The organism is Methylobacterium longum (assembly GCF_022179385.1).
GTDB lineage: Bacteria > Pseudomonadota > Alphaproteobacteria > Rhizobiales > Beijerinckiaceae > Methylobacterium > Methylobacterium longum.
Window position 1 is genome coordinate 1 of the sequence record NZ_BPQS01000060.1, and the last position, 26,812, is coordinate 26,812.

At 70.3% G+C, this 26,812-nt stretch carries 31 protein-coding genes and 1 pseudogene; 12 read left to right on the forward strand and 20 right to left on the reverse strand.

Features of this window, described 5'->3' with window-relative positions; translation table 11 throughout:
- Window positions 1–206: 206 nt before the first annotated feature.
- Window positions 207–728 (reverse strand): DUF2244 domain-containing protein, encoded by a 522-nt coding sequence (locus tag MFF58_RS27600; RefSeq protein WP_238292828.1) that lies wholly within the window; start codon window positions 726–728, stop codon window positions 207–209.
- A 20-nt stretch (window positions 729–748) separates the two neighbouring features.
- On the opposite strand from MFF58_RS27600, the gene nth reads away from it, so the two are divergent.
- Together nth and purC are read left to right on the forward strand one after the other, a co-directional pair.
- Window positions 749–1,528, forward strand: a complete 780-nt coding sequence (gene nth / locus MFF58_RS27605) for an endonuclease III (protein WP_238292830.1) — start codon at window positions 749–751, stop codon at window positions 1,526–1,528.
- A gap of 242 nt (window positions 1,529–1,770) precedes the next feature.
- Complete coding sequence (gene purC, locus MFF58_RS27610; protein WP_147855639.1) at window positions 1,771–2,565, forward strand: phosphoribosylaminoimidazolesuccinocarboxamide synthase; 795 nt, start codon at window positions 1,771–1,773, stop codon at window positions 2,563–2,565.
- 7 nt (window positions 2,566–2,572) lie between these two features.
- Here the strand turns inward: purC and MFF58_RS27615 are convergent, their stop codons facing one another.
- The 4 genes from MFF58_RS27615 to MFF58_RS27630 form a co-directional block, all read right to left on the reverse strand.
- Window positions 2,573–4,189: a glycosyltransferase gene (locus MFF58_RS27615; RefSeq protein ID WP_238292833.1), complete on the reverse strand. Its 1,617-nt coding sequence runs from the start codon at window positions 4,187–4,189 to the stop codon at window positions 2,573–2,575.
- Window positions 4,186–6,093: a glycosyltransferase family 2 protein gene (locus MFF58_RS27620; protein WP_238292835.1), complete on the reverse strand. Its 1,908-nt coding sequence runs from the start codon at window positions 6,091–6,093 to the stop codon at window positions 4,186–4,188. Before MFF58_RS27620 ends, MFF58_RS27615 begins: the two co-directional genes overlap by 4 nt.
- Window positions 6,094–6,226: 133 nt before the next feature.
- Complete coding sequence (locus MFF58_RS27625) at window positions 6,227–6,850, reverse strand: hypothetical protein (RefSeq protein WP_238292838.1); 624 nt, start codon at window positions 6,848–6,850, stop codon at window positions 6,227–6,229.
- An 89-nt stretch (window positions 6,851–6,939) separates the two neighbouring features.
- The gene (locus MFF58_RS27630) at window positions 6,940–7,485 is read right to left on the reverse strand and encodes an invasion associated locus B family protein (protein WP_238292840.1); all 546 of its coding nucleotides are present in this window, start codon (window positions 7,483–7,485) and stop codon (window positions 6,940–6,942) included.
- Between the two features lie 184 nt (window positions 7,486–7,669).
- Here MFF58_RS27630 and MFF58_RS27635 point away from each other — a divergent pair, with 184 nt between their 5' ends.
- A complete protein-coding gene (locus tag MFF58_RS27635) occupies window positions 7,670–8,044 on the forward strand; it encodes a hypothetical protein (RefSeq protein ID WP_238292842.1) in 375 nt (124 codons plus the stop codon).
- A gap of 28 nt (window positions 8,045–8,072) precedes the next feature.
- Here the strand turns inward: MFF58_RS27635 and MFF58_RS27640 are convergent, their stop codons facing one another.
- The 4 genes from MFF58_RS27640 to MFF58_RS27655 form a co-directional block, all read right to left on the reverse strand.
- On the reverse strand, window positions 8,073–8,807 hold the full coding sequence (locus MFF58_RS27640) for a M48 family metallopeptidase (protein ID WP_238292846.1): 735 nt from the start codon (window positions 8,805–8,807) through the stop codon (window positions 8,073–8,075).
- 139 nt (window positions 8,808–8,946) lie between these two features.
- Window positions 8,947–9,915, reverse strand: coding sequence for a phosphatase PAP2 family protein (locus MFF58_RS27645; RefSeq protein ID WP_238292849.1), 969 nt, complete (start codon window positions 9,913–9,915; stop codon window positions 8,947–8,949).
- Window positions 9,916–10,113: 198 nt separating this feature from the next.
- Window positions 10,114–10,665 (reverse strand): A24 family peptidase, encoded by a 552-nt coding sequence (locus MFF58_RS27650; protein ID WP_238292852.1) that lies wholly within the window; start codon window positions 10,663–10,665, stop codon window positions 10,114–10,116.
- A 176-nt stretch (window positions 10,666–10,841) separates the two neighbouring features.
- Window positions 10,842–11,006, reverse strand: a complete 165-nt coding sequence (locus tag MFF58_RS27655; protein ID WP_238292854.1) for a Flp family type IVb pilin — start codon at window positions 11,004–11,006, stop codon at window positions 10,842–10,844.
- A 296-nt stretch (window positions 11,007–11,302) separates the two neighbouring features.
- Here MFF58_RS27655 and MFF58_RS27660 point away from each other — a divergent pair, with 296 nt between their 5' ends.
- From MFF58_RS27660 to MFF58_RS27670, 3 genes are all read left to right on the forward strand, one after another.
- The gene (locus MFF58_RS27660; RefSeq protein WP_238292856.1) at window positions 11,303–11,794 is read left to right on the forward strand and encodes a pilus assembly protein N-terminal domain-containing protein; all 492 of its coding nucleotides are present in this window, start codon (window positions 11,303–11,305) and stop codon (window positions 11,792–11,794) included.
- Window positions 11,795–11,894: 100 nt separating this feature from the next.
- Complete coding sequence (locus tag MFF58_RS27665; protein WP_238292858.1) at window positions 11,895–12,542, forward strand: RraA family protein; 648 nt, start codon at window positions 11,895–11,897, stop codon at window positions 12,540–12,542.
- A gap of 118 nt (window positions 12,543–12,660) precedes the next feature.
- Window positions 12,661–13,335, forward strand: a complete 675-nt coding sequence (locus MFF58_RS27670) for a metallophosphoesterase family protein (protein ID WP_238292860.1) — start codon at window positions 12,661–12,663, stop codon at window positions 13,333–13,335.
- Between the two features lie 3 nt (window positions 13,336–13,338).
- Here MFF58_RS27670 and MFF58_RS27675 read toward each other — a convergent pair whose 3' ends face one another.
- The 8 genes from MFF58_RS27675 to hemA all read right to left on the reverse strand — a co-directional run bounded on the left by MFF58_RS27675 (window position 13,339) and on the right by hemA (window position 20,133).
- Window positions 13,339–13,719: a DUF423 domain-containing protein gene (locus MFF58_RS27675; RefSeq protein WP_238292862.1), complete on the reverse strand. Its 381-nt coding sequence runs from the start codon at window positions 13,717–13,719 to the stop codon at window positions 13,339–13,341.
- A complete protein-coding gene (gene yihA / locus MFF58_RS27680; RefSeq protein ID WP_238292863.1) occupies window positions 13,716–14,369 on the reverse strand; it encodes a ribosome biogenesis GTP-binding protein YihA/YsxC in 654 nt (217 codons plus the stop codon). Before yihA ends, MFF58_RS27675 begins: the two co-directional genes overlap by 4 nt.
- 14 nt (window positions 14,370–14,383) lie before the next feature.
- Window positions 14,384–16,240, reverse strand: a complete 1,857-nt coding sequence (gene yidC / locus MFF58_RS27685; protein WP_238292866.1) for a membrane protein insertase YidC — start codon at window positions 16,238–16,240, stop codon at window positions 14,384–14,386.
- Entirely contained in the window at window positions 16,230–16,859 is a 630-nt protein-coding gene (gene rnpA, locus MFF58_RS27690) for a ribonuclease P protein component (RefSeq protein WP_238292868.1), read from the reverse strand. Before rnpA ends, yidC begins: the two co-directional genes overlap by 11 nt.
- A gap of 80 nt (window positions 16,860–16,939) precedes the next feature.
- Window positions 16,940–17,074, reverse strand: coding sequence for a 50S ribosomal protein L34 (gene rpmH, locus MFF58_RS27695; protein ID WP_007558110.1), 135 nt, complete (start codon window positions 17,072–17,074; stop codon window positions 16,940–16,942).
- A 169-nt stretch (window positions 17,075–17,243) separates the two neighbouring features.
- Window positions 17,244–17,789, reverse strand: a complete 546-nt coding sequence (locus MFF58_RS27700; RefSeq protein WP_238292870.1) for an adenine phosphoribosyltransferase — start codon at window positions 17,787–17,789, stop codon at window positions 17,244–17,246.
- Between the two features lie 71 nt (window positions 17,790–17,860).
- A complete protein-coding gene (locus MFF58_RS27705; RefSeq protein WP_238292872.1) occupies window positions 17,861–18,658 on the reverse strand; it encodes an inositol monophosphatase family protein in 798 nt (265 codons plus the stop codon).
- A gap of 206 nt (window positions 18,659–18,864) precedes the next feature.
- Window positions 18,865–20,133, reverse strand: coding sequence for a 5-aminolevulinate synthase (gene hemA, locus MFF58_RS27710; protein WP_373323400.1), 1,269 nt, complete (start codon window positions 20,131–20,133; stop codon window positions 18,865–18,867).
- 612 nt (window positions 20,134–20,745) lie between these two features.
- On the opposite strand from hemA, the gene murA reads away from it, so the two are divergent.
- Window positions 20,746–22,035 (forward strand): UDP-N-acetylglucosamine 1-carboxyvinyltransferase, encoded by a 1,290-nt coding sequence (gene murA, locus MFF58_RS27715; protein ID WP_238292876.1) that lies wholly within the window; start codon window positions 20,746–20,748, stop codon window positions 22,033–22,035.
- Window positions 22,036–22,321: 286 nt separating this feature from the next.
- Here the strand turns inward: murA and MFF58_RS27720 are convergent, their stop codons facing one another.
- Window positions 22,322–22,717, reverse strand: a complete 396-nt coding sequence (locus MFF58_RS27720) for a hypothetical protein (protein WP_238292878.1) — start codon at window positions 22,715–22,717, stop codon at window positions 22,322–22,324.
- A 204-nt stretch (window positions 22,718–22,921) separates the two neighbouring features.
- Between MFF58_RS27720 and MFF58_RS27725 the strand changes: the two genes are divergently transcribed.
- From MFF58_RS27725 to MFF58_RS27745, 5 genes are all read left to right on the forward strand, one after another.
- Complete coding sequence (locus MFF58_RS27725; protein WP_238292880.1) at window positions 22,922–23,368, forward strand: DUF2948 family protein; 447 nt, start codon at window positions 22,922–22,924, stop codon at window positions 23,366–23,368.
- Between the two features lie 21 nt (window positions 23,369–23,389).
- Window positions 23,390–24,685, forward strand: coding sequence for a histidinol dehydrogenase (gene hisD, locus MFF58_RS27730; RefSeq protein WP_238292882.1), 1,296 nt, complete (start codon window positions 23,390–23,392; stop codon window positions 24,683–24,685).
- Window positions 24,686–24,695: 10 nt separating this feature from the next.
- A complete protein-coding gene (locus tag MFF58_RS27735) occupies window positions 24,696–25,178 on the forward strand; it encodes a UPF0262 family protein (protein ID WP_238292885.1) in 483 nt (160 codons plus the stop codon).
- A 23-nt stretch (window positions 25,179–25,201) separates the two neighbouring features.
- A complete protein-coding gene (locus tag MFF58_RS27740) occupies window positions 25,202–25,672 on the forward strand; it encodes an arsenate-mycothiol transferase ArsC (protein WP_238292887.1) in 471 nt (156 codons plus the stop codon).
- A gap of 242 nt (window positions 25,673–25,914) precedes the next feature.
- Window positions 25,915–26,268, forward strand: coding sequence for a hypothetical protein (locus MFF58_RS27745; RefSeq protein WP_238292889.1), 354 nt, complete (start codon window positions 25,915–25,917; stop codon window positions 26,266–26,268).
- 31 nt (window positions 26,269–26,299) lie between these two features.
- Here the strand turns inward: MFF58_RS27745 and MFF58_RS27750 are convergent, their stop codons facing one another.
- Together MFF58_RS27750 and MFF58_RS27755 are read right to left on the reverse strand one after the other, a co-directional pair.
- The gene (locus tag MFF58_RS27750) at window positions 26,300–26,626 is read right to left on the reverse strand and encodes a hypothetical protein (RefSeq protein ID WP_238292891.1); all 327 of its coding nucleotides are present in this window, start codon (window positions 26,624–26,626) and stop codon (window positions 26,300–26,302) included.
- Between the two features lie 76 nt (window positions 26,627–26,702).
- Window positions 26,703–26,812: pseudogene (locus MFF58_RS27755) on the reverse strand (transglutaminase-like cysteine peptidase); the annotation flags it as partial.

Here is a 26,812-nt window from a genome sequence, read left to right on the forward strand (position 1 = left end):
CTTCGCCGGCCAGTCCCGCCGCTTGTCAGAAGATGGCTCAGCGCCCGGTCCACTTCCGCGGCCGGCGCCGATGAACCGGGGTATAGATCCACCGCTCCGACCCGTCAACAGGCTTGCTGCGGTGCGAAGCGTTTTTTCTGTCGCAGGGTCGCGACAGGCGTGTGACGCGCTGTGAAGGGATCGCTGGGCCGTCCGACGCGGGCACGTCAGTAGCCCTTCTTCACCTGCGCGAGCGCGGCCGTCAGCCCGGAGGCGATCCGGGCTCGCTCGTCGGGTCCCGCATCCCGAGCGACGAGGGCCTGCTGCCGGCGGGACACCAGCGTCAGGCGCTGGAGGCCGTACTCGTCGTCCTCCACGGTCTCGATCTTCGTCCAGAGCGGATTGAACCGCCACTCGCGCCGCTCGCCCTGATGACTGACGCGGGCGAGGAGGATTTCGATCTGCGAGATCATCACCTCTTCGAAGGAGCGCCCGCGGCGGAAGCTCACTTTCAGAGCCGCGTAGATCGCCAGCATGTCGAGGCCGAAGAAGCCGGCCACCGGCCAGAACCCCATCCGCCACGCCCAGATCGAGACGGTGAGCGAGACCGCGCAGCAGCCGGCCATCACCACCCGGAAGCCGCGCCGGCTCAAGGATTGGTGCGGCCGGATCGTCGCCGTGAAGACGGGGCGGTCGATCGTGTCCGGATCGAGCCCATACGGATGGACGGAAGGATTGCCGCTCGCCATGCGATCCATATAACGCGGCGATGCCCGCCAGAAAGACTCCCCCACCCGTGACGGATCGCGCCGCCGGCGGCCTGACGGGCCGGGGCAGACGCAGGCCCCCGTCCCGCCCGGGCGGGACGATCGAGCCCATCGTGACAGCGCGGGTGGAGACATCGCCCGCTGCGGTCGACCCCGCGACCCTGGCCGAGATCTTCCGCCGCTTCCACGCGGCGGAGCCGGAGCCGAAGGGCGAGCTCCATTACGTCAACCCGTTCACGCTCCTCGTCGCCGTCGTGCTCTCGGCCCAGGCGACCGACCGCGGCGTCAACCTCGCCACCGGCCCGCTCTTCGCCGTCGCCGACACCCCAGAGAAGATGCTGGCGCTCGGGGAGGAGCGGGTCCGCGACTACGTCCGCACGATCGGGCTGTTCAACACCAAGGCGAAGAACGTCGTGGCGCTGTCGCGCATCCTCGTGGCGGAGCACGACGGCACGGTGCCGGCGAGCCTGGAAGCACTTCAGGTCCTGCCCGGAGTCGGCGCCAAGACCGCCAGCGTCGTGCTGAACATCGCCTTCGGCGTTCCGCGGATCGCCGTCGATACCCATATCTTCCGGGTCTCGAACCGGATTCCGCTGTTCGTCGGCGCGACCACCGACAAGGTCCAGGCCGGCCTGGAGGCGATCATGCCGGAGCCCTACCGGCTGCACGCCCATCACTGGCTGATCCTGCACGGCCGCTACACCTGCAAGGCGCGCAAGCCCGAATGCCCGCGCTGCCTCATCGCCGATCTCTGCCGGTATCCGTCGAAGACGGTGGCGTGAGGGATCGCGCGACAGGTCGGTCCCGGTCGGCAAACGAGCCGCCCGGCCCGTTCCCGGCACGTGCGGACCGGCCCGCGCAATCCCGCCCCGCGGGCTAACGCGTTGTGCTGGAAGCCCGGTTCGGCTAGTTTGGCCGCCGGTCGCCGGGGCCCTCGGGCAGAGGCCGTCCGGCTGCCCGACCTCGCGTCCGGTCGCCGCGCCGCGGATTCCTCCCAATCGTCGCGCATCAGGAGCCTCGGCCCATGGACTTCCTCAAACCACGGTACACGCCTATGAACCGCCGCCGTCGCATCTACGAGGGCAAGGCGAAGGTCCTCTACGAAGGGCCGGAGCCCGGCACGCTCATCCAGCACTTCAAGGATGATGCGACGGCCTTCAACGCGAAGAAGCACGAGGTCATCGACGGCAAGGGCGTGCTGAACAACCGGATCTCCGAGTTCGTCTTCCAGCACCTCAACGACATCGGCGTGCCGACGCACTTCATCCGCCGGCTGAACATGCGCGAGCAGCTCATCCGCGAGGTCGAGATCATCCCCCTCGAGGTGGTGGTGCGCAACGTCGCGGCCGGATCCCTGGCCACCCGCCTCGGCCTGGAGGAAGGCACGCAGCTGCCGCGCTCGATCATCGAATTCTACTACAAGAACGATGCCTTGAACGACCCGATGGTCTCCGAGGAACACATCACCGCCTTCGGCTGGGCGACGCCCCAGGAGATCGACGACATCATGGCGCTGGCGATCCGCGTCAACGACTTCCTGTCCGGCCTCTTCCTCGGCGTCGGCATCCGGCTCGTCGACTTCAAGATAGAGACCGGCCGCCTCTGGGAGGGCGACATGATGCGGATCGTGGTGGCGGACGAGATCTCCCCGGATTCCTGCCGGCTCTGGGACATCAAGTCGTCGGACAAGCTCGACAAGGACCGGTTCCGCAAGGACCTCGGCGGCCTGATCGAGGCCTACACGGAGGTGGCCAAGCGACTCGGCATCATGTCGGAGAACGAGAAGGTCCAGGGCGGCGGGCCGCGCCTCGTCCAGTAGGTACCGTTCAACCGAGCGGGCGGCGCAACGCTCCCCGCCCGGCCTCCGAGAACCTCGAGCGCAGCCGCGCGTGGGTCGAGAGGTCCGGATCGAACCCGGGATGATAATGGGGGTCCTGCACCAGCAGCGACCCCCATCGCTTTTTCAGCCCCGCGATCTCGCGCTCGTGCCGGGTACGGGCCTCCGTTGACCAGCGGCGGCTCGCCGCCTCGCGGTGGTGAAGGACCGCTTCGGGGACGAGCAGCGTGCGGTAGCCGGCCGCGCTGAGGCGCAGGCAGAGATCGACGTCGTTGAAGTCGACGGCGAAGACCGCTTCGTCGAAGCCGCCGATCGCCCGGAACTTGTCCGCCTCGACGACCAAGCAGGCGGCCGTGACCGCCGAGACGGCGTGCGTGACGCGCAAGGCCGCGAGATACCCGGGGGCGTCGCCCGGGAAATGGCGATGCCCGTGGGTGACGAGGCCGCCGGTGCCGAGCACGATGCCGCCGTGCTGGATCCGCCCTTCGCCGTCGAGGAGCTTGGCGCCCACGGCCCCGACATCCGGGCGGAGGGCTTCCCGGGCCATGAGCGTGAGCCAGTCGGACCGGAATGCCTCGACGTCGTTGTTGACGAAGACCAAGAGCCTGCCGCGGGAGCGGGCCGCGGCCGCGTTGTTCATGGCGGCGAAGTTGAACGGCCCGGGACAGGACACGACGTGCCCCCTCCCCTCCCCTTCCAGGGCACGCAGATAGGCCAGGGTTTCCGGCTCGCGACTGTCGTTGTCGCAGACCAGGATCTCGATGGAAGGCCAATCGGTGCAGCGCCGAAGGCTGTCGAGGCACGGACGGAGGAGGTCGAGCCGGTCCCGGGTCGGGATGATGATGCTGGCCAGGGGAAGCGGATCGGGGAGCGGATACTCCACCCGCACGAGACCATCCGGCGTGAGGGCGACGCGGACATCGGAGCGCCCCACCCGGTCGAGATGGCCGCGCACCACCCGCCGGTGGCGGCCCGGCCTCCCCTCGCCGCCCGGCTGCGCGGAGCCCTTTCTCACCGCGCGACGGAGCGCCAGGATCCCGGGCAGGTGGCCGACGGAGCGCGCGCCGTACCGCTCGGCGATCAGAAAGGCCGCCTCGGCCGGGCCGGCCGGATCGGCCTCGGCATCCAGGGAGGTGCGCCGACAGGCCAGGATCGGGCCGAGATAGTCGAACGCGGCGAGCCGGTCGGCATCGTAGGCCGGCGGCAGCAGCGGCAGGACCGGGCCGCCCGGCCGATCCTGGACCAGCGCGTCGCCGTACACGGCGTGGAGATCGGGATCGGCCGCGAAAGCCGCGCTGATCCGCTCGGAAGCACCGGCTACGAGGTGCCCGTCGCCGATCACGCGGATGCCGGGGCCCGGTTCGTCGGCGGCGGGCGCGAAGCGGTCGAGGCTGCGGGCCGGAAGCGTGAGCCGGTGATCGATCCCGACCAGCGCCGCACCCTTCTGCCGGGCGCGCAGCCGCTTGCCGGTCAGCCGGGCCCGGAGGACCGCGGCGGCCTCGCCCGGTCGGCTGAACACGCGGCGCGCCGCCTCGACCAGCCCGCGCCAGGTTCGTCGCGCGGAGCCGAGATACAGGCCGTCCTCCGCGCCCGATCCGGGCGTCATTCGAGATCCTCGCCGAAGGTCGTGAGCGACAGGGCCGGATGATAGAACGGATCGTAGCGGATCACGTCCCGCCAGCGATCCGAGAAGCGACCGGCCTCCTGCTCGAAGCGGGCACGCTTGGCACCGACCGAGGGACCACGGCTGACGGATTCGAGATGCGCGAGGGTCGCATCCGGCGTCCAGACGGTCTTCCACCCGGCCGCGCCGAGCCGCAGGCAGAAATCGACGTCGTTGAAGTCGACCGGGAACGTCTCGGCATCGAAACCGCCCACCGCGAGGTACTTCTCGCGCGATACGGCGAGACAGGCGGCCGTGACGGCCGAGACCTCGTGCGCCACCTGCAGCCGCCCCAGATGACCCGGCGTGTCGCCCGGCCGGCGGCGCAGGATGTGGCCCGCCCGGCCGCCGAGGCCGACCACGACGCCGGCATGCTGCAGCGTGCCGTCGTCGTAGAGGAGCTTCGCACCCACGGCGCCCACCTCGGGCCGGCAGGCTTGACGGACCATGGCCTCAAGCCAGCCCGGCTCCAGCACCGCCACATCGTTGTTGAGCAGCACGACGACGGTGCCCGAAGCCGCCGCGACGCCGGCATTGACCATCGCGGCGAAGTTGAAGGGCTGCGGATCGATGCGGATACGGACGCGCGGGTCGCCGCGCAGGTCCTCGTAAAAGGACAGCACCTTCGCATCCGTCGAGCCGTTGTCGACGATGAGCAACTCGACGGGTTCGTAGGCCGTCTCGTGGAGGACGCCGCGACAGACGCGCGCGATCAGGTCGAGCCGGTCGCGCGAGGGAATCACGATACTGACCTTCGGCACCGGTTGCGGCAGCGGCCAGTCTAGCCGGATGGCGTCCCCACGAAGCGCGCACCGGACCGGAACGCCGGAGGCTCGCAGCCGCCCGTCGAGGGCGCGCGCCCGTGCAGTCCGGTCGAGGGGATCTTCCACGGTGCGGGCGAGAATGCGCGGCACGTGGACCACCGACGCGCCGGCCGCGATCGCGGCGACTTCGAGGGCGAGAAGCGCCTCCTGCTGTGGGCCGATCGCCGCCGGCCCCGACGCGGCGAGGAAGGCGCGCGATGCGAGCAGGGGGCGTCCCGCGTAGCCCGTCGCCAGGGCAAGGTCCGGGCTCCAGTCCGGCTTCAGCTGCGGCCTGCCGTCGGATCCGAGCGCATCACCGTAGGCGAGGTCAGCGCCCGAAATCGCCTGCGCCAGCAGGGCCAGCGCGTCCGGTTCAAGGACGTCGCCCGGTCGCAGCAGGCAGAGCGCGTCGGCATCAGCGACCAGCTCGACCGGCGACACAGGCCCGTTCCAGGTCCGGTGAACGGCACGCGCGTCCGGTGCGTCCGGCGGCCCGCCCTCCCAGGCGACGCAGGCGCCTACCGCGCGATGCGTCTGTGCCCGGATCCCGTCGAGCGTCGCCGCCAGGGCGATCGCGTCATCCGGCCGTGCGGGGATGAGGCAGCGGATCCGCAGGTCCGTGGGCGGGAGGCGGGCCGGCCGCGTCCGGGACGCGGCCCAGGACGGGAATTGCCCCATCGGGGTCACCGCGCAGGCGCCCCGCAGCGTGTCGCGGTAGCGCCGCTCCGAACCCCGGACTCGATCGTAAAACGCCCCCACGAAGCGCAACGGCCGGGTCAAAAGGCACTGCGCGAGCACGTCGACCTCGCGTCGTATCCCGACGCGGTTCAGGACGAAGTCGGGACCGGCGCACAGGCGGATCTCCCACGCGTCGGGGGGGATGAGTCCCAGCCAGTGCGCGACACCCTGGGACGCACCCGGGAGAACGAAGTCCTCCGGCGCGCGTTCGGGTCCGCGCAGGATCCGCAGGATCGGGCGGCGGGCCGCCAGGGGCTTACCCCCGTAGCTCAGCACGATCCAGCCGGGCCGGCAGTCCGAGAGCACGAGGCGGCGACCGAAGACCGGGTCGTCCGTCGGCTCCAGGCGGAAGCGCGTCTCGCGCCCGAGCCGGAGCCGGAATCGTCCGCGGCCGGTTGCTTCGGTCAGGGGAACCGGATCGACGAGCTGCGCCGCCGCGTCACTGGGCAGCGTCGCCTCCGCCGGCCGGAGCCTCTGCGACAGCCGGCTTCCGGCGGCGCGGCTTCGAGGCGGGCTTTGCGCCCGCAGCCTTGCTGACGCCGACGCCCACGGCGATATCGTAGTCGGTGGTCACGGCCGCCGGGACCAGTAGCTCGTCGGCGACGATGGTGGCGAAGCCCTGCGCCTCACCGGACCCGACGACCACGCTCGCACGCTCGACGCGGCTCGTGACCACCTTGCCCTCGTGACGGATCTGGAACGTGACCGGGACGTCAAACCGGCCGGGCGCGCCGGCGGGCCCCAGGAGGACGTTGACCTCGACGCCCACCTTCACGGTGATCGAACCGTCCTGACGGCGCGCGCATTCCCGGGCGAGCCGGGCGAGGGAGAACTGGGTGCGCACCGTACCACCGGCGAGAATACGCGTCGCAGCGGCGCCCTCGGCGATCTCGACGGGTGGGCAATAAGCCGGATCGAGGCTCTCGGGCTGCGACGGCGGCACCGTCGTGCCGCCGAACTTGAAGAGATTGGAGAGGATATTGCCCTCCTGCGCTCGGGCCGGTGCCGCGCCCAGCGAGGCGGCCAAACCGGCGGCCAGCACGAGGCTGCGTACGGCGCCCAAGCACGCCGTCGGCCCCCCCGCTGCGTTCGAGAACGTCGCCGGAGAGTGATCCCGAATCCCGATCATCGCAGGGCTCCCGAGCGGCATCGTCATTTCAGGCTGTCGAACCCGGCCGCGAAACCTTTCATCGACAGCGGGATGCCGACGCCTTCCTCGGGCGTCTGGAACACGATGAAGGTCGCCTGCGAACCGCCCTTGAACTGCCGGACGAGGCCGTCGTCCATCACCACCTCGGCCACGCAGCCGGTGGTGAGGCAGCGCACGAATCCGGCGCGGCCAATATCGGTCTGGTCGATCTTCAGACCGAGGCCCGACGGCAGGAGCACGCCCAGCGGCGCCACGACGCGCAACAGGTAGCCGCGGTTGTCGGCCGTCTTCAGGACGATCACCACGAGGGTCAGGTTCGGGCGATCCTCGGCGGCGAGGTACTGAACCAGCGCACATTGCTCCGCCTTGGCGCCGGCCGGCGTCTCGCAGCGCAATTGCCAGTCGTCGAAGGTTTTCCGCACCGTGCCCTGGGCCGCGGCAGGCCCCGCGGGCGAGAGCGCCGCGGCGACGACGGCGAGACAGACCGGCAGCGCGACGCGCCGGGCAGCACGCCGGAAACGAACGAGCCTCGCGTGAAGCGGCACCACCGATCCCTTCGGAACGCTCCGGCCGTGGACCGGCGGGAGCCGTACAATCGGGGGTGTTCCGACCATGGGCGCCCCCGCGCTGTCAAGCGATGCGCGCGGTGTTGCCCCACAGCGCTATCCGCGCGGCATCTCCCGGCCTAGATAAGTCACGGTCAGTCCTCCAGCGCCGGATCCTGAACTCGTGATGCGCCCGTTCGCTCTCTCGGCCGCCTGTTTGATGGCCACCCTCGCGCAGGCCGGGGCCCAGTCCCTGCCGGTCGGCGAGACCACCTACGTCGAGCGCTCGCTCAACCACAGCAGCACCCTCGTGATCGAGCATCCGCCCGTGGCCGCGAACCCGTATGGCCGCCGCAACGGGCAGGCCGCGATCGCGGGCTACTGCCGGGAAGGCGGCTTGGTCCGCCGACGCGACGAGTTCGGCAACCCGGTCATCATCCGCCAGCGCGAGGTCTGCGACGGCGTCGCACCGCGCACCCTCGCGCCCGGAGAGGTCGATCCGCGGCCGAGCTGGCCGGCCGATGCCCTCACCCGCCAGCGGGTGCTGCGCGCCAAGGGCTGACGGCAGCTGACGGCAGGCCGCCTCTCGCTCACCCGTAGCGGTGCAGGCCGGCGCCGCTGCGCTTGAGCCAGGCTTCCGCGGTATCCACCGCTGGGCAGAGGTCGTGCAGGAGCGCCCAGAACCGGGGCGAGTGGTTCATCTCGCGCAGATGCGCCATCTCGTGGGCGACGAGGTAGTCGAGCACCACCGGGGGCGCCAGGATCAGCCGCCAGGAGAAGTTCAGCTCCCCGCGGGCGGTGCAGGATCCCCACCGGCTGCGGGTGTCGCGCAGGGTGATGCGGGCCGGCCGCTCGCCCAGCCGCTCCGCATAGCGTTCGACGGCCTCCAGGAGGTCGCGCCGTGCCTCCCGCACGAGGAAGTCGCGGATCCGACGCGCGACATGAGCCGGATCGCACGCCACGGAGATCGCCGCCTCCTCGCCGTCGTGCTCGATGCGCACCGCGCCGCTGCGGGTGTCGCGCAGGCGGACGCGGTGCGGCACGCCGCGCAGGGGCACGCGCGCCTCCGGCTCGAACCCGACACGCGCGGGCAGGCGCGCCAACCGCGCGGCGATCCAGGCCGAGTGACTCGCCGCAAAGCGCTGCGCGGTGTTCACGGCGGTGCGGCTCGGAAGCGTGATCACCACCTCGCCGGTGGCGGCCGAGACCCGCAGCGTGATGCGGCGCGCGGTCGGGCGGCGGCGAAGCGCGACGCGGAAACTCGAGCCCTCGTGCTGGACCTCGAGGTGGTCTGGATCAGGGCGACGCAGGAGCGCGAGGATCATGCCGAACTTCTAGCTAAGCTGACAGCGGCGCTCCAGATCCCGATCCGCGGAATCCGCACACGGCGGCGGCGGGCCCCCTGAGGGCATTCGCGGGCGGATGAAGCCGGCGATGAAACGTCCGCCAGGCGGGAAAATCGCCTCACGTCCAGCGGGTGACCATGCCGTCCGCGCCCGATTCCGACCAGACCGGGGAGACCAATTCGCTGTCGCCTCGCGACGGTCGAACGAGGCGGTGCGCGATCACGATCGCCCCGACCGCGATCAGGGCGCCCGCGCCGACATCGATGAAGTAGTGACCACCGTCGATCGGTGTCGCGGCGACCAGCATCGCGTTCAGGGCAAGGCCGGGCCAGCGCGTGACGCGGCATATCCATAGATAGCGGGCGAACAGAACGCCGAGCGCCGCGTGGAAGCTCGGGAAGGTGATGATGCCCTCGAGCTGATCGAGGGAAATGCTGCGGAGCGTGCCGTCGCGCAGACCGGTCAGGTGCGAGAAGTGAAGGTAGGCGGCGGAACCGTTCGCGCCGGGGAAATCCTCGGGCCGCAACTGGAGATGCACGAACACCTCCGCCGCGGGCATGAAGGCTGAGATCAGCACCGTGGTCAGGCCCGCGAGCATGAAGGCCAGCACGAACTCCGGGACGGCACGCAGATGCCCGCCGAGTCCGAGCACGATGACCACCACGATCAGCTGGGTCATCAGGCTCTGATAGGCCAGAGACAGGGCGAAGCCGATCCACGGATGGTCGTTGAAGCCGTTCAGGTAGGCCAGCCAGTCGAGACCGAGGGATTGGTCGACGGCCCGGAAAGTCCCATCCCAGAGCGGGCCCCCCGTTGCCGCCACCGCGTAGGACAGGAGAGCCGCGCAGGCGCTGAAGGCGATGACCTGCGCGAGGCTCGACAGGCTGACCGCGAAGCGCGGTTCGAGACGCCGCGTGCTGTAGAACGTCGCCAGGCCCTCGAGGCCCGCACAAGTCAGAGCGGGGAGGACCGCGCCTGCGGCATCGAGCGCAACGCCCGCCGCCCGCATCCAGGCGGCGGTGAGGACGGCCACGGTCAGGATCAGCAACCAGAGGCGCGCCCGCACGGGATGAAAGTCGGCCGGCATGATCAGCACCCGTCGTAGGCTCGTGCTTCGCGTGATCGGTCGGGGCAGCACGCGCGCCGGCCTGGGGACACATCCAGGGAGACGGTGTCTTCACGGCCGGCCGTCGGGCCACCCTCGGCTCGGGGCCTCAGCCCGAACGGCGGGACCGCCCCCGGGGACTCACCTGGGCAGACCCGGCGCGCCTCCGCGACCCGCGTCCTAGCCGGCGATGGCCCGGATCCAGAGCTCGGTCTCGGGCAGCACGAGAAGGGCCGCGCCGGCGAGGGCAATGCCGTAGGGCACCCCGGTCTTGGCGTCGTGCAGATGCAGGGCGAAGGGCATGCGCGCGATCCGGTGAGGCAGGGGGTGCGATCGCGCGAACAAGATCGCGAGGGTCAAGGCCCCGCCGAAGATCGAGGCCACCAGCAGGTAGTCTCCGAGCCCGTCCAGGCCGAGCCACAGGGCCGTTGCGGCCGCCAGCTTGGCATCGCCCCCGCCGATGACGCCGAAGGCGAACAGCGTGAAGGTGACCGCGAGGACCGCCGCCCCCGCACCGAGGTGGTAGCCGATCTCGGCCCAGCTCATCGGACCGGTCGCGGCGACGATCACGAACCCTGCCACGAGTGCCAGGGAGATCCGGTTCGGGATCAGCATCGTCAGGAGGTCGCTCGCCGCGGCGTAGGCCATCAGGAACGGGAACAGGATCAGCAACCCGAAGCTCGCGACGCCGAGGCTCGTCAATCCTGAGCTTGCCATTGCCGAGCCGACCATGTTCGGGCCTAACCTGCCGTTGCGGGATCCTGCGAGTCTGACACCGGGTTGCGCCCCTCCGAAGGGGCGGTCCATGTCCCGGCTAACGGCCGTGCCGGCCGGTCGAGGCTCCCCGTCCGCTCGGTGCGGACGGAGAGGCCTCAGACCTGCCGCAGATCGTGGCCGTCAGAACGCAATCAGTTCAGGTTGTTGGAGATCTGGGTGAACTTGGCGGTGAGGCTGGTGCCGACAGTCTTGAGCGTCGCGATGATGGCGACGGCGATCAAGGCAGCGATCATGCCGTACTCGATGGCGGTGGCGCCGGACTCGTCAGAGGCAAAACGCTTGAACAGGGTCTTCATGAGGAGCGATCCTTCGATCAACACAGTGCAGCTAAACTTGCTCAATGACCGATGAGGAGTTTCAGGTCTCGATCGGCGGCATGCACAGACTGCCTATTACGCCTTGAAAATCGGTTAAATCGAACTTGGATCGCTGCCCCGGGTCGGCCGGCTGCCCGCTTGGTGAAAGTTGCGTTTCGACGATGCATGTCGGGCGGGTGGCGCCCGCCCGCTTAGCGCTTCCTTCACCGTTCCGGCGTATGCCCCGGTGCGGAGCGGTGTTCCGTGCACCCTCCGCCTCCCCTCGAGGATCTCCGATGCGCCGCACCTTGTCGAAGGCGGGCCGAGCCGGCCTCATCCTCCTGCTGATGGGCGCCACGGCGGCTGCCGGCCAGCCCGAGTCCCTGCCGGTGGTGACCATCTTGGTCGACAATGCCAAGATCATTCGCCTGCCGGAACGGACGTCGACCGTCATCGTCGGCAATCCCATCATCGCCGAGGTGACGCCGCAGAAGAACGGCGTACTCGTACTCACCGGCAAGAGCTTCGGCTCGACCAATCTCATCGCCCTGGACAATGCCGGAGCGATGGTCGCCGAGACGATGATCCGGGTCGAGGCATCCCGGGACTCGACCATCACGGTACAGCGCGGCCTCGACCGGGAGTCTTTCTCGTGCACGCCGAACTGCCAGCCGGCGGTGCAGCTGGGCGACTCGGCGAAGTATTTCGGTGACACGAGCGGCCAGGCCGATGCCCGCCGCAAGCTCGCCACGAGCGGCTCCGGGCCGATGTCGGCTGGGGAACGCTGACACGCGCACCCGCGACAGGGCGCCCGTCCTGAGGCAGGATCTCCCGACGCGCCGCGGCACCAAAGCCCGGCGGCCTCGTCGCAGGGAGTGATCCAAGCCGATGACTGCCATCACGCGCGACCCCGCGCCGCCGAGCGTCGATGCCGATTTGCTGGCGGCATTCCGCGCTGTGCCGACCGCGACGATCAGCGATTGCCTCGACCGCATGCCGGTCCTCTCCGGCCTGCGCGCGTTCCATCGGCGCGGAGGTCTTCTCGGAACCGCCATCACCGTACGGGTACGCGCGGGCGACAATCTCGCCATCCACCAGGCCTTGGAGGAGGTCCGCCCCGGCGACGTGATCGTCGTCGACGGCGCAGGCGACACGTCTCGGGCGCTCGTCGGCGACATCATGAAGGCGATCGCCGAGAGCCGGGGCGTGGCAGGCTTCGTGATCGACGGCGCCGTGCGCGACACCGACGCCTTCGCGGACGCCGACTTCCCCTGCTACGCCCGGGCGGCGACGCCGCGGGGTCCCTTCAAGTCCGGCCCGGGCGCGATCAACGTGCCGGTCTGCGTCGGCGGCTGGACGGTGAACCCGGGCGACGTGGTCGTCGGCGATTCGGACGGCGTCGTGACCTTCGCGCCCGATATTGCCCCCCGGCTGCTGGAAGCCGTGCGCGCGCAGACTGCCCGCGAGACGGAGGTGCTCGCGCAGATCCGGGCCGGTCGCTACGACGGCCGCTACGCGCGGGTCACGACGGGTTGAGGGAACTCGGCACAGCTGCAGCCGGGAGTTGACGGGCGCGCCCGTGCCCGCGCAGCCGCATCGCGATCGTCGCCGCGCGCAGCCTTGCGGAGTGGCGCGCCGCGGTGGACGATGGGGCATGGACTCGACCCCCCTCACCTACGCGATCGGCGATATCCACGGCTGCGCAATCCTGCTCGACAGGCTGCTGGATCAGATCGCCGCCCATGCGGGGGATCGCCCTCACAAGCTCGTGTTCCTGGGCGACTACATCGACCGGGGCCCCGACAGCGCCGCGGTGCTGCGCACGGTCAGCCGCCTCAACTGGGCCGAGCCGGACCGCGTGACCTGCCTGATGGGCAATCACGAGCGCATGCTGCTGGACGCGATCCAGACCCCCTCGGCCGCCGCGCACTGGATGTACAACGGCGGCGAAGCCACGATGGATTCGTTCGGCGCGCGGGACATCGCCGGCATCCCCCGGGATACCCTCGACTGGATCGAGGCCCTGCCGACGCTGCACGGGGATCACGCCCGCTGGTACGTGCATGCCGGCCTGCGACCCGGCACGGAGGCGCACGCGTCGGATCCGCACGACCGCCTCTGGATCCGCGAGCCGTTCCTGGAGGCGGAGCACGATTTCGGCCGGCACGTGGTCCACGGCCACACGCCGCAGCGGAGCGGCCGCCCGGAACTGTGCCGGTTCCGCACCAACCTCGACACCGCCGCAGTCTACGGCGGCGCGCTCACCGCCGGCGTCTTCTCGGACGCGGAGGGCCCCCCGATGGAATTCCTGCAGGTCCGGGCGCGCTGAGGCTCAGCCACGCCGCGCAGGCACCCATGCGCACAGGATCCCGGCGAGCCAGCCGCCCATCAGGGCGAACCCGCCGGACGGCGCCGCCATCGGGAAGAGCGGCTGCTGGAGCCACGTGCGCGCCGAGAGGTCGCCGCAGAACAGGATCAGCCCGAGCACCAGCAGCCCCGCCGCAACGCGGGCCAGATTGCTCCGGGCGAAACCCGCGGTTCCGAGGCCGACCAGGGCCAGGATGGCGGGGGCATGGAACAGCAGGAACTGCGCCGCCGTCTTGAGCGAATCCGCGCCGGGAACATGCGCGGCGGCCGCGCTCAGCGCGACGCCGAGCAGCCCGGCAAGGCAGGCGAGCGCCGCGAGCGCGCGGTCGACGCCGGAAACCCTCACGCGCCGCGCTCCACCAGGAGCTTGGCGATCGCCGCCCGCAGCTCCGGCACGCCGCTGTCGTCACGGCTCGAGGTCAGGATCACCTGCGGAAAGGCAGCCGGGCGCTTGGCGAGACCCGCCTCGATCCCGGCGATGCGGCTCGCGACCTCGCCCTTCTTGAGGGAATCGCCCTTGGTGAGCACCACCTGATAGCTGACCGCCGCCTTGTCGAGACCGTCGAGCACGTCGGTGTCGATCGACTTGAAGCCGTGGCGGGCGTCGATCAGCATGAACACCCGGGCGAGACTGGAACGCCCCTTGAGGTAGGCATGGATCAGCCGGGTCCAGGCCTCGACCTTCGCCTTCTCGACGGCGGCGTAGCCGTAGCCCGGCATGTCGACGAGCGACAGGCGCTCGCCGATCCGGAAGAAGTTGAGCTGCTGCGTCCGACCCGGCGTGTGCGAGGTTCGCGCCAGGGTGTTGCGGCCCGTGAGGGCATTGATCAGGCTCGACTTGCCGACGTTCGAGCGGCCCGCGAAGGCGATCTCGACGCCCTCCATGGGCGGCAGGCGGTCAAGGGTCTGGGCGGCCGCGTAGAAATCCGCGGCGCCGGCGAACAGGAGACGGCCGGCCTCCACGAGGCCGGCCGCGTCATCGTCGTTCTCTGTCACGGCAATCCCGCCCGTCAGCTCTTCGTGGCAGCTGCCTTGGTGCCGCTGCCGCGCCGGAACGTGGTGCGCAGGTTGTCCCACAGCTCCACCTTCACGCCGTTGCGCCGCATGATGACGTATTGCTGGATCACCGACAGCGTGTTGTTCCAGGCCCAGTAGATCACGAGGCCCGCCGGGAACGAGCCCAGCATGAAGGTGAACACGATCGGCATGAAGGTGAAGATCTGCGCCTGGACCGGGTCCGGCGGCGCGGGGTTCATCTTCATCTGCACGAACATGGTCACGCCCATGATCAGCGGCCACACGCCCAGATGGACGAAGTCGGGCGCCGGGAAGGGCAGCAGGCCGAACAGGTTGACGACACTCGTCGGATCGGGCGCCGCCAGATCGTGGATCCAGCCGAAGAACGGCGCGTGGCGCATCTCGATGGTGATGAACAGCACCTTGTAGAGCGCGAAGAAGACCGGGATCTGGATCAGGACCGGCCAGCAGCCGGCGACCGGATTGATCTTCTCCTTCTTGTACAGCTCCATCGTGGCCTGCTGCGCCTTCAGGCGGTCATCCTTGTAGCGCTCGCGGATGGCGGCCATCTCGGGCTGCACGGCCTTCATCTTGGCCATGGACACGTACGACCGGTTGGCGATCGGCAGGAACAGCAGCTTCAGGCAGAAGGTGACGACCAGGATCGAGACGCCGAAATTGCCGAACAGGTGGTAGAAGAAGTCCAGTGCCCGGAACATCGGCTTGGTGATGAAGAAGAACCAGCCCCAATCGATCATCAGATCGAAGTGCTTGATGCCGAGGTCCTTCTCGTAGTTGTTGATCAGGTTCACTTCCTTGGCGCCGGCGAACAGCCGCTGGGTCGCGGTGGCCGAGGCGCCGGCCGCGAGGTTCACGGCGTCGCCGCGCACGCTCGCCTGGTAGACGTTGGTGGTGCCGTCGGTCCGGTCGGTGAAGGCGCCCGTGTAGGGCGTGTCCTGATCGGGGATCGCCGCCGCCGCCCAGTACTTGTCGGTGATGCCGACGAAGCCGCCGGTCACGCCGGTCCAGGCCTTCCCCTTGGTGCTGGCGCCCCCGTAGGCGCCCTCCTTGGCGAGCTTGTCGTAGGTGAATTCCTGCAATCCATCGTTGCCGAGGTAGCCGATCATGCCCTCGTGCAGGACGTAGTAGCCCTGGGTGTGCGGCTTACCCCAGCGGGAGACGAGGCTGTAGGGATAGAGCGTCAGGGCACCCGAGCCCTTGTTCTCGACCTCGTCACGGACGGTGAACATGTACTTGTCGTCGACCGCGATCACGCGATTGAAGACGAGTCCGGCACCGTTGTCCCAGGTGAGGGTCACGGGCTTGCCGGGCGACAGGGTCGCGCCCTCGCCGGTCCAGAGCGTGTCGTTGTTGGGCAGCGGCCCGGCGTTGGCGCCGACCCAGCCGAACTCGGCGTAGTAGGGCGTCTCGCTGCCGGCCGGCGAGAACAGCACGATCTCCGGGCTCTTCGGATCCACGGTCTCGTGGTAGCCCTTGAGCGACACGTCGTCGACGCGGCCACCCTTCAAGGCGATCGAGCCGGTGAGCGCCGGCGTATCGATGCGGATGCGCGGCGAGCGCGCGAGGGCCGCCTCGCGGGAGACCGGGCCGGCCTGTCCCGGTACGGTGCCGGGCGCGGGAGCGGCCGGCCCGCCTTCCTTGGGCGACGGGGACGGCACGCCGTCCGGCGTCACCCCCGGGGGCTGCTGTTGCTGCTGCGCGGCCTTGTTCTGCGCTTCGATCTGGCGCTGCTGCTCCATGCGCGGGCCGGCCACGAAGTACTGCCAGCCGAGCAGCACCAGCAGCGACAGGCCGATGGCCACGAACATGTTCGTCTTGTCATTGCCCATCAGGGACACCGCCGCACGCGTTCGGAGTGGCATCAGGCGCGGCACCGGCCCGGTCGGACCCGCGCGCGCCTGTGATTCGGGAATCTCTGTCGCGCCCGTGCGACGAAGCCATGTCGGCCTCGCCGGACGGGGCGGGCTGCCCGGAAGCTGCGCCCGCCTCGCGCGGAGGAGATAGGGTCGTCGGAGGAGGTGTGGTCTTGGACCGCCGGCCGCCAGACCGCCCGGCGGTTCGATCGCCCCGGGCGCTGCCGGACGGCCTGGGGGCGGCCGGACGCGTCACCACGGACAATGCGCGGCGCAGGTCGTCCGCCAAGATCTCGAAAGCGGCGTCCAGCGCCGGGCGACGGGCGATCAGCACGATATCGGCCGGCAGGCTCGCGAGCGCATCGGGAATGTCAGCGGCGACCAACGTGACGGCCGCGCGCAAGCGACGCCGGATGCGGTTGCGCTCTGGCGCCTGACCGACCCGCTTGGTGATGGTGAAGCCGAGCCGAAGGCCCGGACCACCGCTCGGGTCCCGCAGGCGACCCTGCGCGGTCAGGCGGTCCGTATGGAATCGGCGCCCCTCGGCCGCCGCCAGGAAATCGGGTCGCTTCCTGAGCCGCTCGATCGTCGCCATCGATGGTTCGATCCCGGCCAATCCATGCCCCGCCGCGCGGCGGCCTCATCGGCACCGCGCCCGCGGGGGTGAAGTCGGCCTCAGGCCGACAGGCGCTTGCGGCCGTGGGCGCGACGGCGCGCGATCACCTTGCGGCCACCGGCGGTGGCCATGCGCGCACGGAAGCCGTGGCGGCGCTTACGGACGAGCTTGCTCGGCTGGTAGGTTCTCTTCATGGCCCAGAGCCTTCAAAGGTCGAGGCGCGCTCGCGGGCGGCTGATGCCGCACCCGACCTTCACGCGTCCTTGGTTGTCTGCAAACACGAAGGGCGCCCATGCGGGGCGCCACGTCGCGAGTGGCGGGCTTATGGCGGATGGGTCCCGCGAAGTCAACGTTTCGACGGTCTCAATGTCCCTCGAACTGCATGAGCGCGCGCACCTCGACGCCCATGTCGCGCAGGCGCTGCGCCCCGCCGATCTCGGGCAGGTCGATGACGAAGCAGGCGGCCACGATCTCGGCGCCGATCTTCTGCAGCAGGTTCACGGCCGCGGTGGCGGTGCCGCCGGTGGCGATCAGGTCGTCGACCAGCAGAACCTTGTCGCCGGGCCGGACCGCATCGACGTGGATCTCGATCTCGTCGGTACCGTATTCGAGGGCGTAGGCCATCGAGACGGTCGTGTGGGGCAGCTTGCCCTTCTTGCGGATCGGCACGAAGCCGCAGGACAGCTGGTGGGCGATGGCCCCGCCCAGGATGAAGCCCCGCGCCTCGATGCCGGCCACTTGTTGGATCTGGCCGCCGGCATAGGGATGCACCAGCGCGTCGACCGCCCGCCGGAACGCCCGCGGGTCGCTCAGCAGCGTGGTGATGTCGCGGAAGATGATGCCGGGCTTCGGGTAATCGGGAATCGAGCGGATCGACTCCTTCAGCGCGACGTGGCGGCGGGCTTCCATGCGTACAGGCCTTCCCGTGGAGGACGGGCGCTTAAAGCAGAAGCCCGGCGCTCTGACCAGTTCGCGGCGGCTCAGGCCGCCTGCACCTTCTTGAGGATGCCGACGAGCTCCCGGTGCAGCCCCTCGTTGCCGCAGGCCACCGAGCGGGGAGCCAGCGGCTCGGCCGCGCCGTCCGCCGAGGTCACGAAGCCGCCCGCCTCGCGCACCAGGATCACGCCGGCGGCGAAATCGTAGGTCTGGAGGTCGCGCTCCCAGTAGGCGTCGAGTCGTCCGCAGGCGACGTAGGCCATGTCGAGGGCCGCAGAGCCCATCCGGCGGGTGCCGCCGGCCACCGCCATCACGGCACCGAGTTCGCGCAGCAGGCGTGGATGGCTGCCGCGACCGAGATAGGGCGTGCCGTAGCCCACGAGCGCGTCGGCCATGTCTTGACGGCCCGAGACGCGCAGCCGCCGGTTGTTGAGGTAGGCGCCCTTGCCACGTTCGGCGACGAACAGTTCATCCTTGATCGGATCGAAGATCACCCCGGCCACGATCTGGCCCTCGCGCTCAAGCCCCACGGAGACCGCGAAATGCGGCACGCCGTGCAGGAAGTTCGAGGTGCCGTCGAGGGGATCGACGTGCCAGGTATGGCTCTTGTCGGAGCCCTCGATGATCCCGTTCTCCTCCAGCACGAGGCTGTAGCCCGGACGCGCCTTCATCAGGGCGTCGCGCACCACCTCCTCGGCCTTGCGGTCGGCGGCCGAGACGAAGTCCCCGGGACCCTTCCGCGAGACCTGGAGATTCTCGACCTCGCCGAAGTCGCGGCGCAGGCCGCGGGCGGCCTTGCGCACGGCATCGACCATCACGGTCATGAGCGGGGAGGAGATCATGGTCGGACTTTTCGCAGGACAGGGTTGGCGCCGTGGTTACAGGCCTGCGCCGGAAAAGACGAGACGGGCACGGGACATGGGAGCGGTGCGCGTGGCCCTCGCACCGCAACGGCGCTCGGCCAAACGCCTGGCGTGGCTGGGCGATGAACCCTCCGCCCTCGCTCCGCGCGAAGACGGCCGGGTTTCCGACGGCCCGTCGCGGGACCCTACTCCGCCGCCTCGACGAACACCGTTCCGGCCCGGGGCAGGTCCAGCGCCTGCCAAGTCTCGGAGAGGGCCGCGGCGAGCCTAGCGATGTGCCCGGCATCGTGGAACGGCGAGGGCGTGATCCGCAGGCGCTCGGTGCCGCGCGGCACGGTCGGGTAGTTGATCGGCTGGATGTAGATGGCGTGGTGCTCCAGCAGGTGGTCGGCGGCCGCCTTGCACAGCTCGGCATCGCCGACCATCACCGGCACGATGTGGGTTTCCGTATCCAGGACCGGCAGGCCCGCTTCCGTCAGCGCCGCCTTGGTGGCCGCCGCCTGCCGCTGGTGCGCCGCCCGCTCGACGCCGGAGCGCTTGAGGTAGCGCACCGAGGCGCGGGCGGCAGCCGCCACCGCGGGCGGCAGGGCCGTCGTGAAGATGAAACCCGGCGCGAAGCTGCGCACCGCGTCGCAGATCGCCGCCGAGGCGGTGATGTAGCCGCCGACGCAGCCGAAGCCTTTGGCGAGCGTCCCCTCGATCACGTCGACCCGGTGCATCACCCCGTCGCGCTCGGCGATGCCGCCGCCCCGCGCGCCGTAGAGGCCGACGGCATGGACCTCGTCCAGGTAGGTCATGGCCCCGTAGCGGTCGGCGAGGTCGCAGATCGCGCCGATCGGCGCCACGTCGCCGTCCATCGAGTAGACAGACTCGAATACGATCAGCTTCGGCCGGTCGCCGGCCTCCTGAAGCAGCTCCTCCAAGTGCCGGAGGTCGTTGTGCCGGAAGATCTTCTTCGCGCAGCCCGAATGGCGCACGCCCTCGATCATCGAGTTGTGATTGAAGGCGTCGGACAGGATCAGGCAATCCGGGATCAGCTTGGCGATCGTCGAGATGCCGGCTTGGTTCGACACGTAGCCCGAGGTGAAGACGAGGCCGGCTTCCTTGCCGTGCAGGTCGGCGAGCTCGCGCTCCAGATCGACGAGCGGCGAGTTGTTGCCGGCGATGTTGCGGGTGCCGCCCGCGCCGACGCCGCAGCGGGCGACGGTCTCCGTCATGGCGGCCACCACCTCCTTGTGCTGGCCCATGCCGAGATAGTCGTTGGAACACCACACGGTGATCTCGGCGGTCTTGCCGTCCGGCTGGCGCCACTTCGCCGTGGGGAAGCGCCCGGAGATGCGCTCGATATCGGCGAAGACGCGGTAGCGGCGCTCGCCGTGCAGCTGGTCGAGGGCGCCGCGGAAGTAGCGCTCGTAGCCAGAACCGGCGCGCGTCGATCCCGCTTGGGCGAGCATCGTGCTGGGCATCCGGGTGACGGTCATCGAGCGTCCTTCGCGTGTTCGGCCGTGCGGGTGGCGCCCGTCTGGCACCGATGTCCCGCGATCGAGGTCCGGCCTCGGTCCTAGTCCTTCGCGTGAGAGCCGGAAGATACGCGCGGATCTGGAACTGGTTCAAGGTAAGGTTCTGGCATCGCTGCGTTGCATCCGTTGAGAGGCCTGGAAAAAGCCGCTAGCGTCATGGCTCCCGACCGGCCCGAACGCCTCTGCAGGTCTTGCCGCCCCCCATGCATCGACCATCGCGAACAGGCAGGCGCGGCGCTTTGGCCGCAGGCGGGCGCTCCACGACTGTCCGGCGACGAAGGGTCGCGCGGTGACGGAGGCGAAAGACCAGCGCGCGGCCCGGTTGAAGGCCGCGCTCCGCGAGAATCTGCGCCGGCGCAAGGCTCAGGGCCGCCGGCGCGCGGAGGATCAGACGCCGGACGCGGATCCGTCCCGCGAAAAAGGAGCCGGTCAGGGCGGTCCTGATTCCGACAAATCCGGTCTATAGGCGACGGCCAAGCCTGGGGGCGACGGCGCCCGCGAGCAATACGGCCGCGCGCCCCGGGGTGCGCCGCCCGAGGATACAACATGGACCGCATCCACATCACCGGCGGCACCCCGCTCAACGGCGTGATACCGATCTCCGGCGCCAAGAACGCGGCGCTGCCGCTGATGATCGCCAGCCTGCTCACCGGCGAGACGCTCGAACTGATCAACGTGCCGCGGCTCGCCGATATCGCCGCGCTGACCCGGATCCTCGGGAACCACGGCGTCGACCACATGGTGGTGGGCAAGCGCCCCGGTCAGACCACCGAGACCGGGCAGACCATCCGGCTCACCGCCTCCAACGTGATCGACACCACCGCGCCGTACGACCTCGTCTCGACCATGCGGGCGAGCTTCTGGGTGATCGCGCCGCTGCTCGCCCGGTTCGGCGAGGCCAAGGTCTCCCTGCCCGGCGGCTGCGCCATCGGCACCCGGCCGGTGGACCTGCTGATCATGGCCCTGGAGCGGCTCGGGGCCGAGATCGAGATCGACGCCGGCTACGTGGTGGCCCGCACCAAGAACGGCCTGCGCGGCGCCGAGATCGCCTTCCCGAAGGTGACGGTCGGCGGCACGCACGTGGCGCTGATGGCCGCCGCCCTCGCGTACGGGACGACGGTGATCGAGAACGCCGCCCGCGAGCCGGAGGTGGTCGACCTCGCCGAGTGCCTGAACAAAATGGGCGCCAAGATCCGCGGCGCCGGCACCCCGCGCATCGAGATCGAGGGCGTGGCCCGGCTGAACGGCGCCCGCCACGCGGTGCTCCCGGACCGGATCGAGACCGGCACCTACGCCATGGCGGTGGCGATGGCGGGCGGCGACGTGGTCCTCAAGGACACCCGGGCGGAGCTGCTGCACTCGGCCCTCGACGTCCTGTCGACCACCGGCGCCGAGATCACCCAGGTCGAGGGCGGGATCCGCGTGCGGCGCAACGGCGCCGGCATCGCGGCGGTGGATGTCACCACCGATCCGTTCCCGGGCTTCCCCACCGACCTGCAGGCGCAGTTCATGGCGCTGATGACGCTGGCCAAGGGTCAGTCGCACATCCGCGAGACGATCTTCGAGAACCGGTTCATGCACGTGCAGGAGCTGGCGCGCCTCGGCGCGAAGATCAGGCTGGAGGGCGACCTCGCCATCGTCGAGGGCGTGGACCGGCTCAAGGGCGCGCCCGTGATGGCCACCGACCTGCGCGCCTCCGTCTCCCTGGTGATCGCGGGTCTGGCCGCCGAGGGCGAGACCCAGATCAACCGGGTCTACCACCTCGATCGCGGCTTCGAGGCGCTCGAGGCCAAGCTCGGCCGCTGCGGCGCGCAGATCGAGCGCGTCCGGGCCTGAGCGGCCGGCGGGTGGCCCGGACGACCGGTGGAGTCCGGGCCGCCGTCGTCCAGCCGTGATCGCCGTCCGCGCGCGGCCGACGCGGACGACCCGGATCCCGATCCCAGGGGCGGACCTGTTCGGCGCGCCGGTATGCGCCCACCAGGATCAGCCCGGACGGCACGCACGCGTTCTGACGCTCCCGGATGCCGGCGTGCTCGATCTTCGGGTCGAGCCCGCGGGGCCGCCCGGATGCGGCCGCCGAGGCGGGCCACGCCCGGACGATCATGCGCGACGATCGACGCGCTCAGTCCTCGATCCGCCCGCGCTTGTAGCCGAAGCCGGGGATCTCGCAGCTGCAGGGCGCGTCGGGCGGAGCGGCGCGGGTCAGGCACGTGCCGCGGGCGGTCACGCAGACACTGTCGCTTCGCTGACGGTCGCCCTCGCCACGCCAGCGCGGCGGCGGCCGGTCATCCCCGTCCGCGAAGGGCGGCGGAGGTGGCGGGAGAGGCCGCCAACCGTAGCCGTCATCCGCCGGCGCGGGCGGGGGGCGACCACCAGGCGGCGGATCGTAGGCATCCCGCTCCGGCCCGGGACGGCCACAGATGTAGGAACCCGCCCCCGGGCCGACCTGCGCGTCCACGGGCGCAGCCGCCAGCATCGCCAGAACCGTTAGAACCGCCTGCTTCGTGTGTTGGGACATCCTCGATCCTGCCTCGACCTTGCCCCCGCCGCTTCTATGCGGCGGCGCTGGGCCGAGCCTGGAGCGTGCCCGGAGCGCGCCCGGAGCCTGTCCGACAAGAGGATCCCCCGGTCTGCCGTTGCCCGAACGGGGCCGCGCCGCTACCTACGCCCTGCCGCGGGGCCCCTCGCCGCCCCGCGCCCCGTATTCCCGAGGATCCACTGCATGGAGCTGCTCAGGCTCGCCGCCCTCGACATCGAGGACCTGACCGTGATCTCAGCCCACCTGCAGGACGCGATTGTGCGGCCCGAGGACCTGACCTACCTGGCCGGCGAGCAGCGCTTCCTCATGGCCGCGCGGCGCTTCGACTGGACGCCGGAGGCCCCGCCCCGGCGGCGGCTCACCGGCCTGCATGTCGAGCGCGTCCTGGGGGTGAAGAGCCGCGGGCTGACGCCGGGTGACACCACGCCCATGAGCCTGCTCGCCCTCACCTTCGAGCCGACGGATGCGCCCTCCGGGTATATCGACTTCGTCTTCTCCGGCGGCGCAGCCCTCCGGCTCGAGGTCGAGTGCATCGAGGTGCGGATGAAGGATCTGGGCCCGGTCTGGGAGTCGGCGACCCGCCCCGGCCACGACATGGACACCGACACGGTCGCCGGCCCGGCGGCCTGACGCGAGACAGAAGGCTTCCCGATGGTCCGGCTCGACAGCAGCGATCCGAATTTTGCCGCCGACTTCGCACGCCTGCTCACGGTCAAGCGCGAGATCGCCGAGGACGTGGATGAGGCGGTGCGCGGCATCATCGCCGACGTCGTTGCCCGCGGCGACGCCGCCCTGGTGGCGTTCACGCAGCGCTTCGACCGGCTCGGCGCCGACTTCTCCGCGGCGCAGCTCCGGGTCAGCGACGCGGAGATCGCCGCGGCGGTGAACGCCTGCCCGCCCGATTCCCTGGAGGCCCTGCGCCTCGCCGCCGAGCGGATCGAAGCCTTCCACCGGGCCCAGCGTCCGACGGATCACCGGGCCACCGACGCCCTCGGGGTCACCGCCGGCTGGCGCTGGACGGCGCTGGAATCGGTCGGCCTCTACGTTCCGGGCGGCACCGCCAGCTATCCCTCCTCGGTGCTGATGAACGCGCTCCCGGCCCGCGTCGCCGGGGTTCCGCGTGTCGTCATGGTGGTGCCCACCCCAGACGGCCAGATGAACCCGCTGGTCCTGGCCGCCGCGCAGCTCGCGGGCGTGCACGAGGTCTATCGCGTGGGCGGCGCCCAGGCCGTGGCGGCGCTGGCCTACGGCACGGACACGATCGCGCCGGTGGCCAAGATCGTGGGTCCCGGCAATGCCTGGGTGGCGGCGGCCAAGCGCCGGGTCTTCGGGCAGGTCGGGATCGACATGATCGCGGGCCCCTCGGAGGTGCTGATCCTGGCCGACGGCCATGCCAACCCGGACTGGATCGCCGCCGATCTCCTGGCCCAGGCGGAGCACGACGTGGCCGCCCAGGCGATCCTGATCACCGACAGCGCCGAGCTGGCGGGCGCCGCCGAGAGCGCGGTGGAGCGCGCCCTCACTACCCTTCCGCGCCAGGAGATCGCCCGGGCGAGCTGGCGGGATTACGGCGCCATCGTGCAGGTGCGGACCCTCGACGAGGCGGTGCCGCTGGTCGACCGCCTCGCCCCCGAGCACTTGGAGATCGAGACGGAGGACGCGGAGGCGCTCGCCGGCAAGGTGCGCAATGCCGGGGCGATCTTCCTCGGCTCGCACACGCCCGAGGCGATCGGAGACTACGTGGGCGGTCCCAATCACGTCCTGCCCACCGCCCGGTCCGCCCGGTTTTCCTCCGGGCTCGGGGTGCTCGATTTCATGAAACGGACGACGATTCTCGCCTGCACGCCGGAGAGCTTGCGGGCGCTCGGTCCGGCGGCGATAAACCTCGGCCGGTCCGAGGGCTTGGAGGGGCACGCCCGCTCCGTCGCGATCCGGTTGAACCTGTGAGGTTTTGGGGATGGCGGAGAAGCAGCGCGGGCCGAACCGCCTCGCGAAGGTGAGCCTGGACGAGGCGTCCATCGCCCGCGGCAATCCGGATCAGGAGCACGAGCGGGCGATCGCCCTGTTCGACATCCTGGAGGACAATGCCTTCGCGATCCCCGGCCGGGAGGGCCCCTACGCGCTGAAGCTGGGCCTCGTCGAGAACAAGCTGTCCTTCGCCATCACCAGCGTGGATGGCGAGCCGGTGATGACGCACCTGCTGTCGCTGACCCCGTTCCGGCGGGTGATCCGCGACTACGAGATGATCTGCGAGAGCTACTACAACGCGATTCGCACCGCCTCCCCGTCGCAGATCGAGGCGATCGACATGGGCCGGCGCGGCCTGCACAACGAGGCCTCCGAGACGCTGAAGCAGCGCCTGGACGGCAAAGTCGACCTCGACCACGACACGGCGCGCCGCCTGTTCACCCTGATCTTCGCCCTGCACTGGAAGGGCTAGGGCGCCTTCCGCGCCGACCGGCGATGGCTGAACCCGTTCCCGAGCCCACTCCGAAGAAGCGGCGGGTCCAGTCCGTCCTGTTCATGTGCAACTACAATGCCGTGCGCTCCGTGGCCGCGGAGGCGATCGCGCGCGCCTATTTCGGCAAGTCGACCTACGTGCAATCGGCCGGGGTGCGCTCCGGGGAGCCCACCGACCCGTTCATGATCGCGGCGCTGGACGAGGTCGGCATCGACGCGAGCCGGCATCGCCCCCGTACCATCGAGCAGCTCGAGGATTGGGAGGGCCTGAACTTCGACCTGATCATCACCCTCGCGCCCGAGGCGCACCACCGGGCGCTGGCCCTGACGCACACGCTCGCGGCGGACGTCGAATACTGGCCGACGCCCGATCCGACCCTGCTGCAGGACGCCTCCCGCGAGCAGCGCCTCGACGCCTATCGCGATGTCCGCGACGGGCTGATCCAGCGGATCAAGGCCCGCCTCAAGGGCTGACGGCGGCGGCCGCCCGCCATCGATGGAGGCCCGGCGCGCGCCGGCTTCGGGCGCGGCATCGGCCGCGGCATGGGTCGAGGGCGCCATCCCGTATATCGGGACGCGACAAGCATGGTACAAAGCTTTTCTGAGAACAGATTCGGCAGAATCCCATGTTTATCACGAATCTAATGTACGCCGCATCAGCATTAATCCTATCGTCGACATCAATAGCTTTCGCCCAATGGAGACCTTCCGGTGGCATGCTGGACATTCCGCGGACGATAAACTGCGCGGCGACCGGCGGGACCGTCGCCACGGTGGCGCCGGACGGTATATATATCTGTCCAGCGCGCGCAGCCCTCGTCGACTCACAAGTCTCCGACGCCAGCCACTTCTACATCGTCCATGAATATGGATCCCTCACCCTGCATAAGAGGACCAAAAAGCTGGCCGATTGCTGGGCCGCGCACGCCCTGGCGGTCGCGCCGAACGGCCCGCACTACGTCCGGCAGTGGATCAAGCATTGGCGCGCTTTCGGGACGACGGACCCGGTCTACGGGACTCCCGAGGCGCGGATCGCGAACGTGCGAAGCTGTTGTGCCTGCGGCATCTAGGGCGCGGGGCCGCGGATGCGGGCGCCTCGGCTCAGCCGCGGCTGCCGACCAGCCAAGCCCGGATGCGGCCGGCGAGGAGCGGCCGGGCACGGGCCACATCCTCGTCGTCGAGGAGCGGCGAGCCCGAGAGGGCGCTGAGATAGTTCTCCTCGGCGCTGCGGCAGGCCTGGAAGGCGGCGTCGGCGGCCAGATCCCGCTCCGTCAGCGCGGCCTGGATCCCGAAGTTCCGGCGGAGGCAATCGCGCCAGACGGCATGGCGGCTCTCGGTCTCGCTGGCGGCCCTGGCCGGCCCCGCGGCACCGGCGACCAGCAGCGCCGCGACAAGCAGGGCCGGCGACAGGGGGCGGGCTCGTGGCATCGATCAGGCACTCCGTCGCGGGACAGAGTGGCGCCGCAGGGTTAGCACTCGGTTAAGCGGAAGCGTCCGACACGTCTCAGCGGTTTGCGGTGGTGACGGGCGAGGTGACGCCGCCCAGCGACACCCAGGCGACGGCGTCCTGGCTCTCGCGCTTGATGAACACGTAGCCGGTCCTGTGCCAGGGCA

Coding starts and splice junctions, on each gene's coding strand:
- MFF58_RS27600 (WP_238292828.1), bottom strand. CDS start 728: ATGGCGAGCGGCAATCCTTCCGTCCATCCGTATGGGCTCGATCCGGAC.
- nth (WP_238292830.1), top strand. CDS start 749: ATGCCCGCCAGAAAGACTCCCCCACCCGTGACGGATCGCGCCGCCGGC.
- purC (WP_147855639.1), top strand. CDS start 1,771: ATGGACTTCCTCAAACCACGGTACACGCCTATGAACCGCCGCCGTCGC.
- MFF58_RS27615 (WP_238292833.1), bottom strand. CDS start 4,189: ATGACGCCCGGATCGGGCGCGGAGGACGGCCTGTATCTCGGCTCCGCG.
- MFF58_RS27635 (WP_238292842.1), top strand. CDS start 7,670: ATGCGCCCGTTCGCTCTCTCGGCCGCCTGTTTGATGGCCACCCTCGCG.
- MFF58_RS27640 (WP_238292846.1), bottom strand. CDS start 8,807: ATGATCCTCGCGCTCCTGCGTCGCCCTGATCCAGACCACCTCGAGGTC.
- MFF58_RS27645 (WP_238292849.1), bottom strand. CDS start 9,915: ATGCCGGCCGACTTTCATCCCGTGCGGGCGCGCCTCTGGTTGCTGATC.
- MFF58_RS27650 (WP_238292852.1), bottom strand. CDS start 10,665: ATGGTCGGCTCGGCAATGGCAAGCTCAGGATTGACGAGCCTCGGCGTC.
- MFF58_RS27655 (WP_238292854.1), bottom strand. CDS start 11,006: ATGAAGACCCTGTTCAAGCGTTTTGCCTCTGACGAGTCCGGCGCCACC.
- MFF58_RS27660 (WP_238292856.1), top strand. CDS start 11,303: ATGCGCCGCACCTTGTCGAAGGCGGGCCGAGCCGGCCTCATCCTCCTG.
- MFF58_RS27665 (WP_238292858.1), top strand. CDS start 11,895: ATGACTGCCATCACGCGCGACCCCGCGCCGCCGAGCGTCGATGCCGAT.
- MFF58_RS27670 (WP_238292860.1), top strand. CDS start 12,661: ATGGACTCGACCCCCCTCACCTACGCGATCGGCGATATCCACGGCTGC.
- yidC (WP_238292866.1), bottom strand. CDS start 16,240: ATGGGCAATGACAAGACGAACATGTTCGTGGCCATCGGCCTGTCGCTG.
- rnpA (WP_238292868.1), bottom strand. CDS start 16,859: ATGGCGACGATCGAGCGGCTCAGGAAGCGACCCGATTTCCTGGCGGCG.
- rpmH (WP_007558110.1), bottom strand. CDS start 17,074: ATGAAGAGAACCTACCAGCCGAGCAAGCTCGTCCGTAAGCGCCGCCAC.
- MFF58_RS27700 (WP_238292870.1), bottom strand. CDS start 17,789: ATGGAAGCCCGCCGCCACGTCGCGCTGAAGGAGTCGATCCGCTCGATT.
- MFF58_RS27705 (WP_238292872.1), bottom strand. CDS start 18,658: ATGATCTCCTCCCCGCTCATGACCGTGATGGTCGATGCCGTGCGCAAG.
- hemA (WP_373323400.1), bottom strand. CDS start 20,133: ATGCTCGCCCAAGCGGGATCGACGCGCGCCGGTTCTGGCTACGAGCGC.
- murA (WP_238292876.1), top strand. CDS start 20,746: ATGGACCGCATCCACATCACCGGCGGCACCCCGCTCAACGGCGTGATA.
- MFF58_RS27720 (WP_238292878.1), bottom strand. CDS start 22,717: ATGTCCCAACACACGAAGCAGGCGGTTCTAACGGTTCTGGCGATGCTG.
- MFF58_RS27725 (WP_238292880.1), top strand. CDS start 22,922: ATGGAGCTGCTCAGGCTCGCCGCCCTCGACATCGAGGACCTGACCGTG.
- hisD (WP_238292882.1), top strand. CDS start 23,390: ATGGTCCGGCTCGACAGCAGCGATCCGAATTTTGCCGCCGACTTCGCA.
- MFF58_RS27735 (WP_238292885.1), top strand. CDS start 24,696: ATGGCGGAGAAGCAGCGCGGGCCGAACCGCCTCGCGAAGGTGAGCCTG.
- MFF58_RS27740 (WP_238292887.1), top strand. CDS start 25,202: ATGGCTGAACCCGTTCCCGAGCCCACTCCGAAGAAGCGGCGGGTCCAG.
- MFF58_RS27745 (WP_238292889.1), top strand. CDS start 25,915: ATGCTGGACATTCCGCGGACGATAAACTGCGCGGCGACCGGCGGGACC.
- MFF58_RS27750 (WP_238292891.1), bottom strand. CDS start 26,626: ATGCCACGAGCCCGCCCCCTGTCGCCGGCCCTGCTTGTCGCGGCGCTG.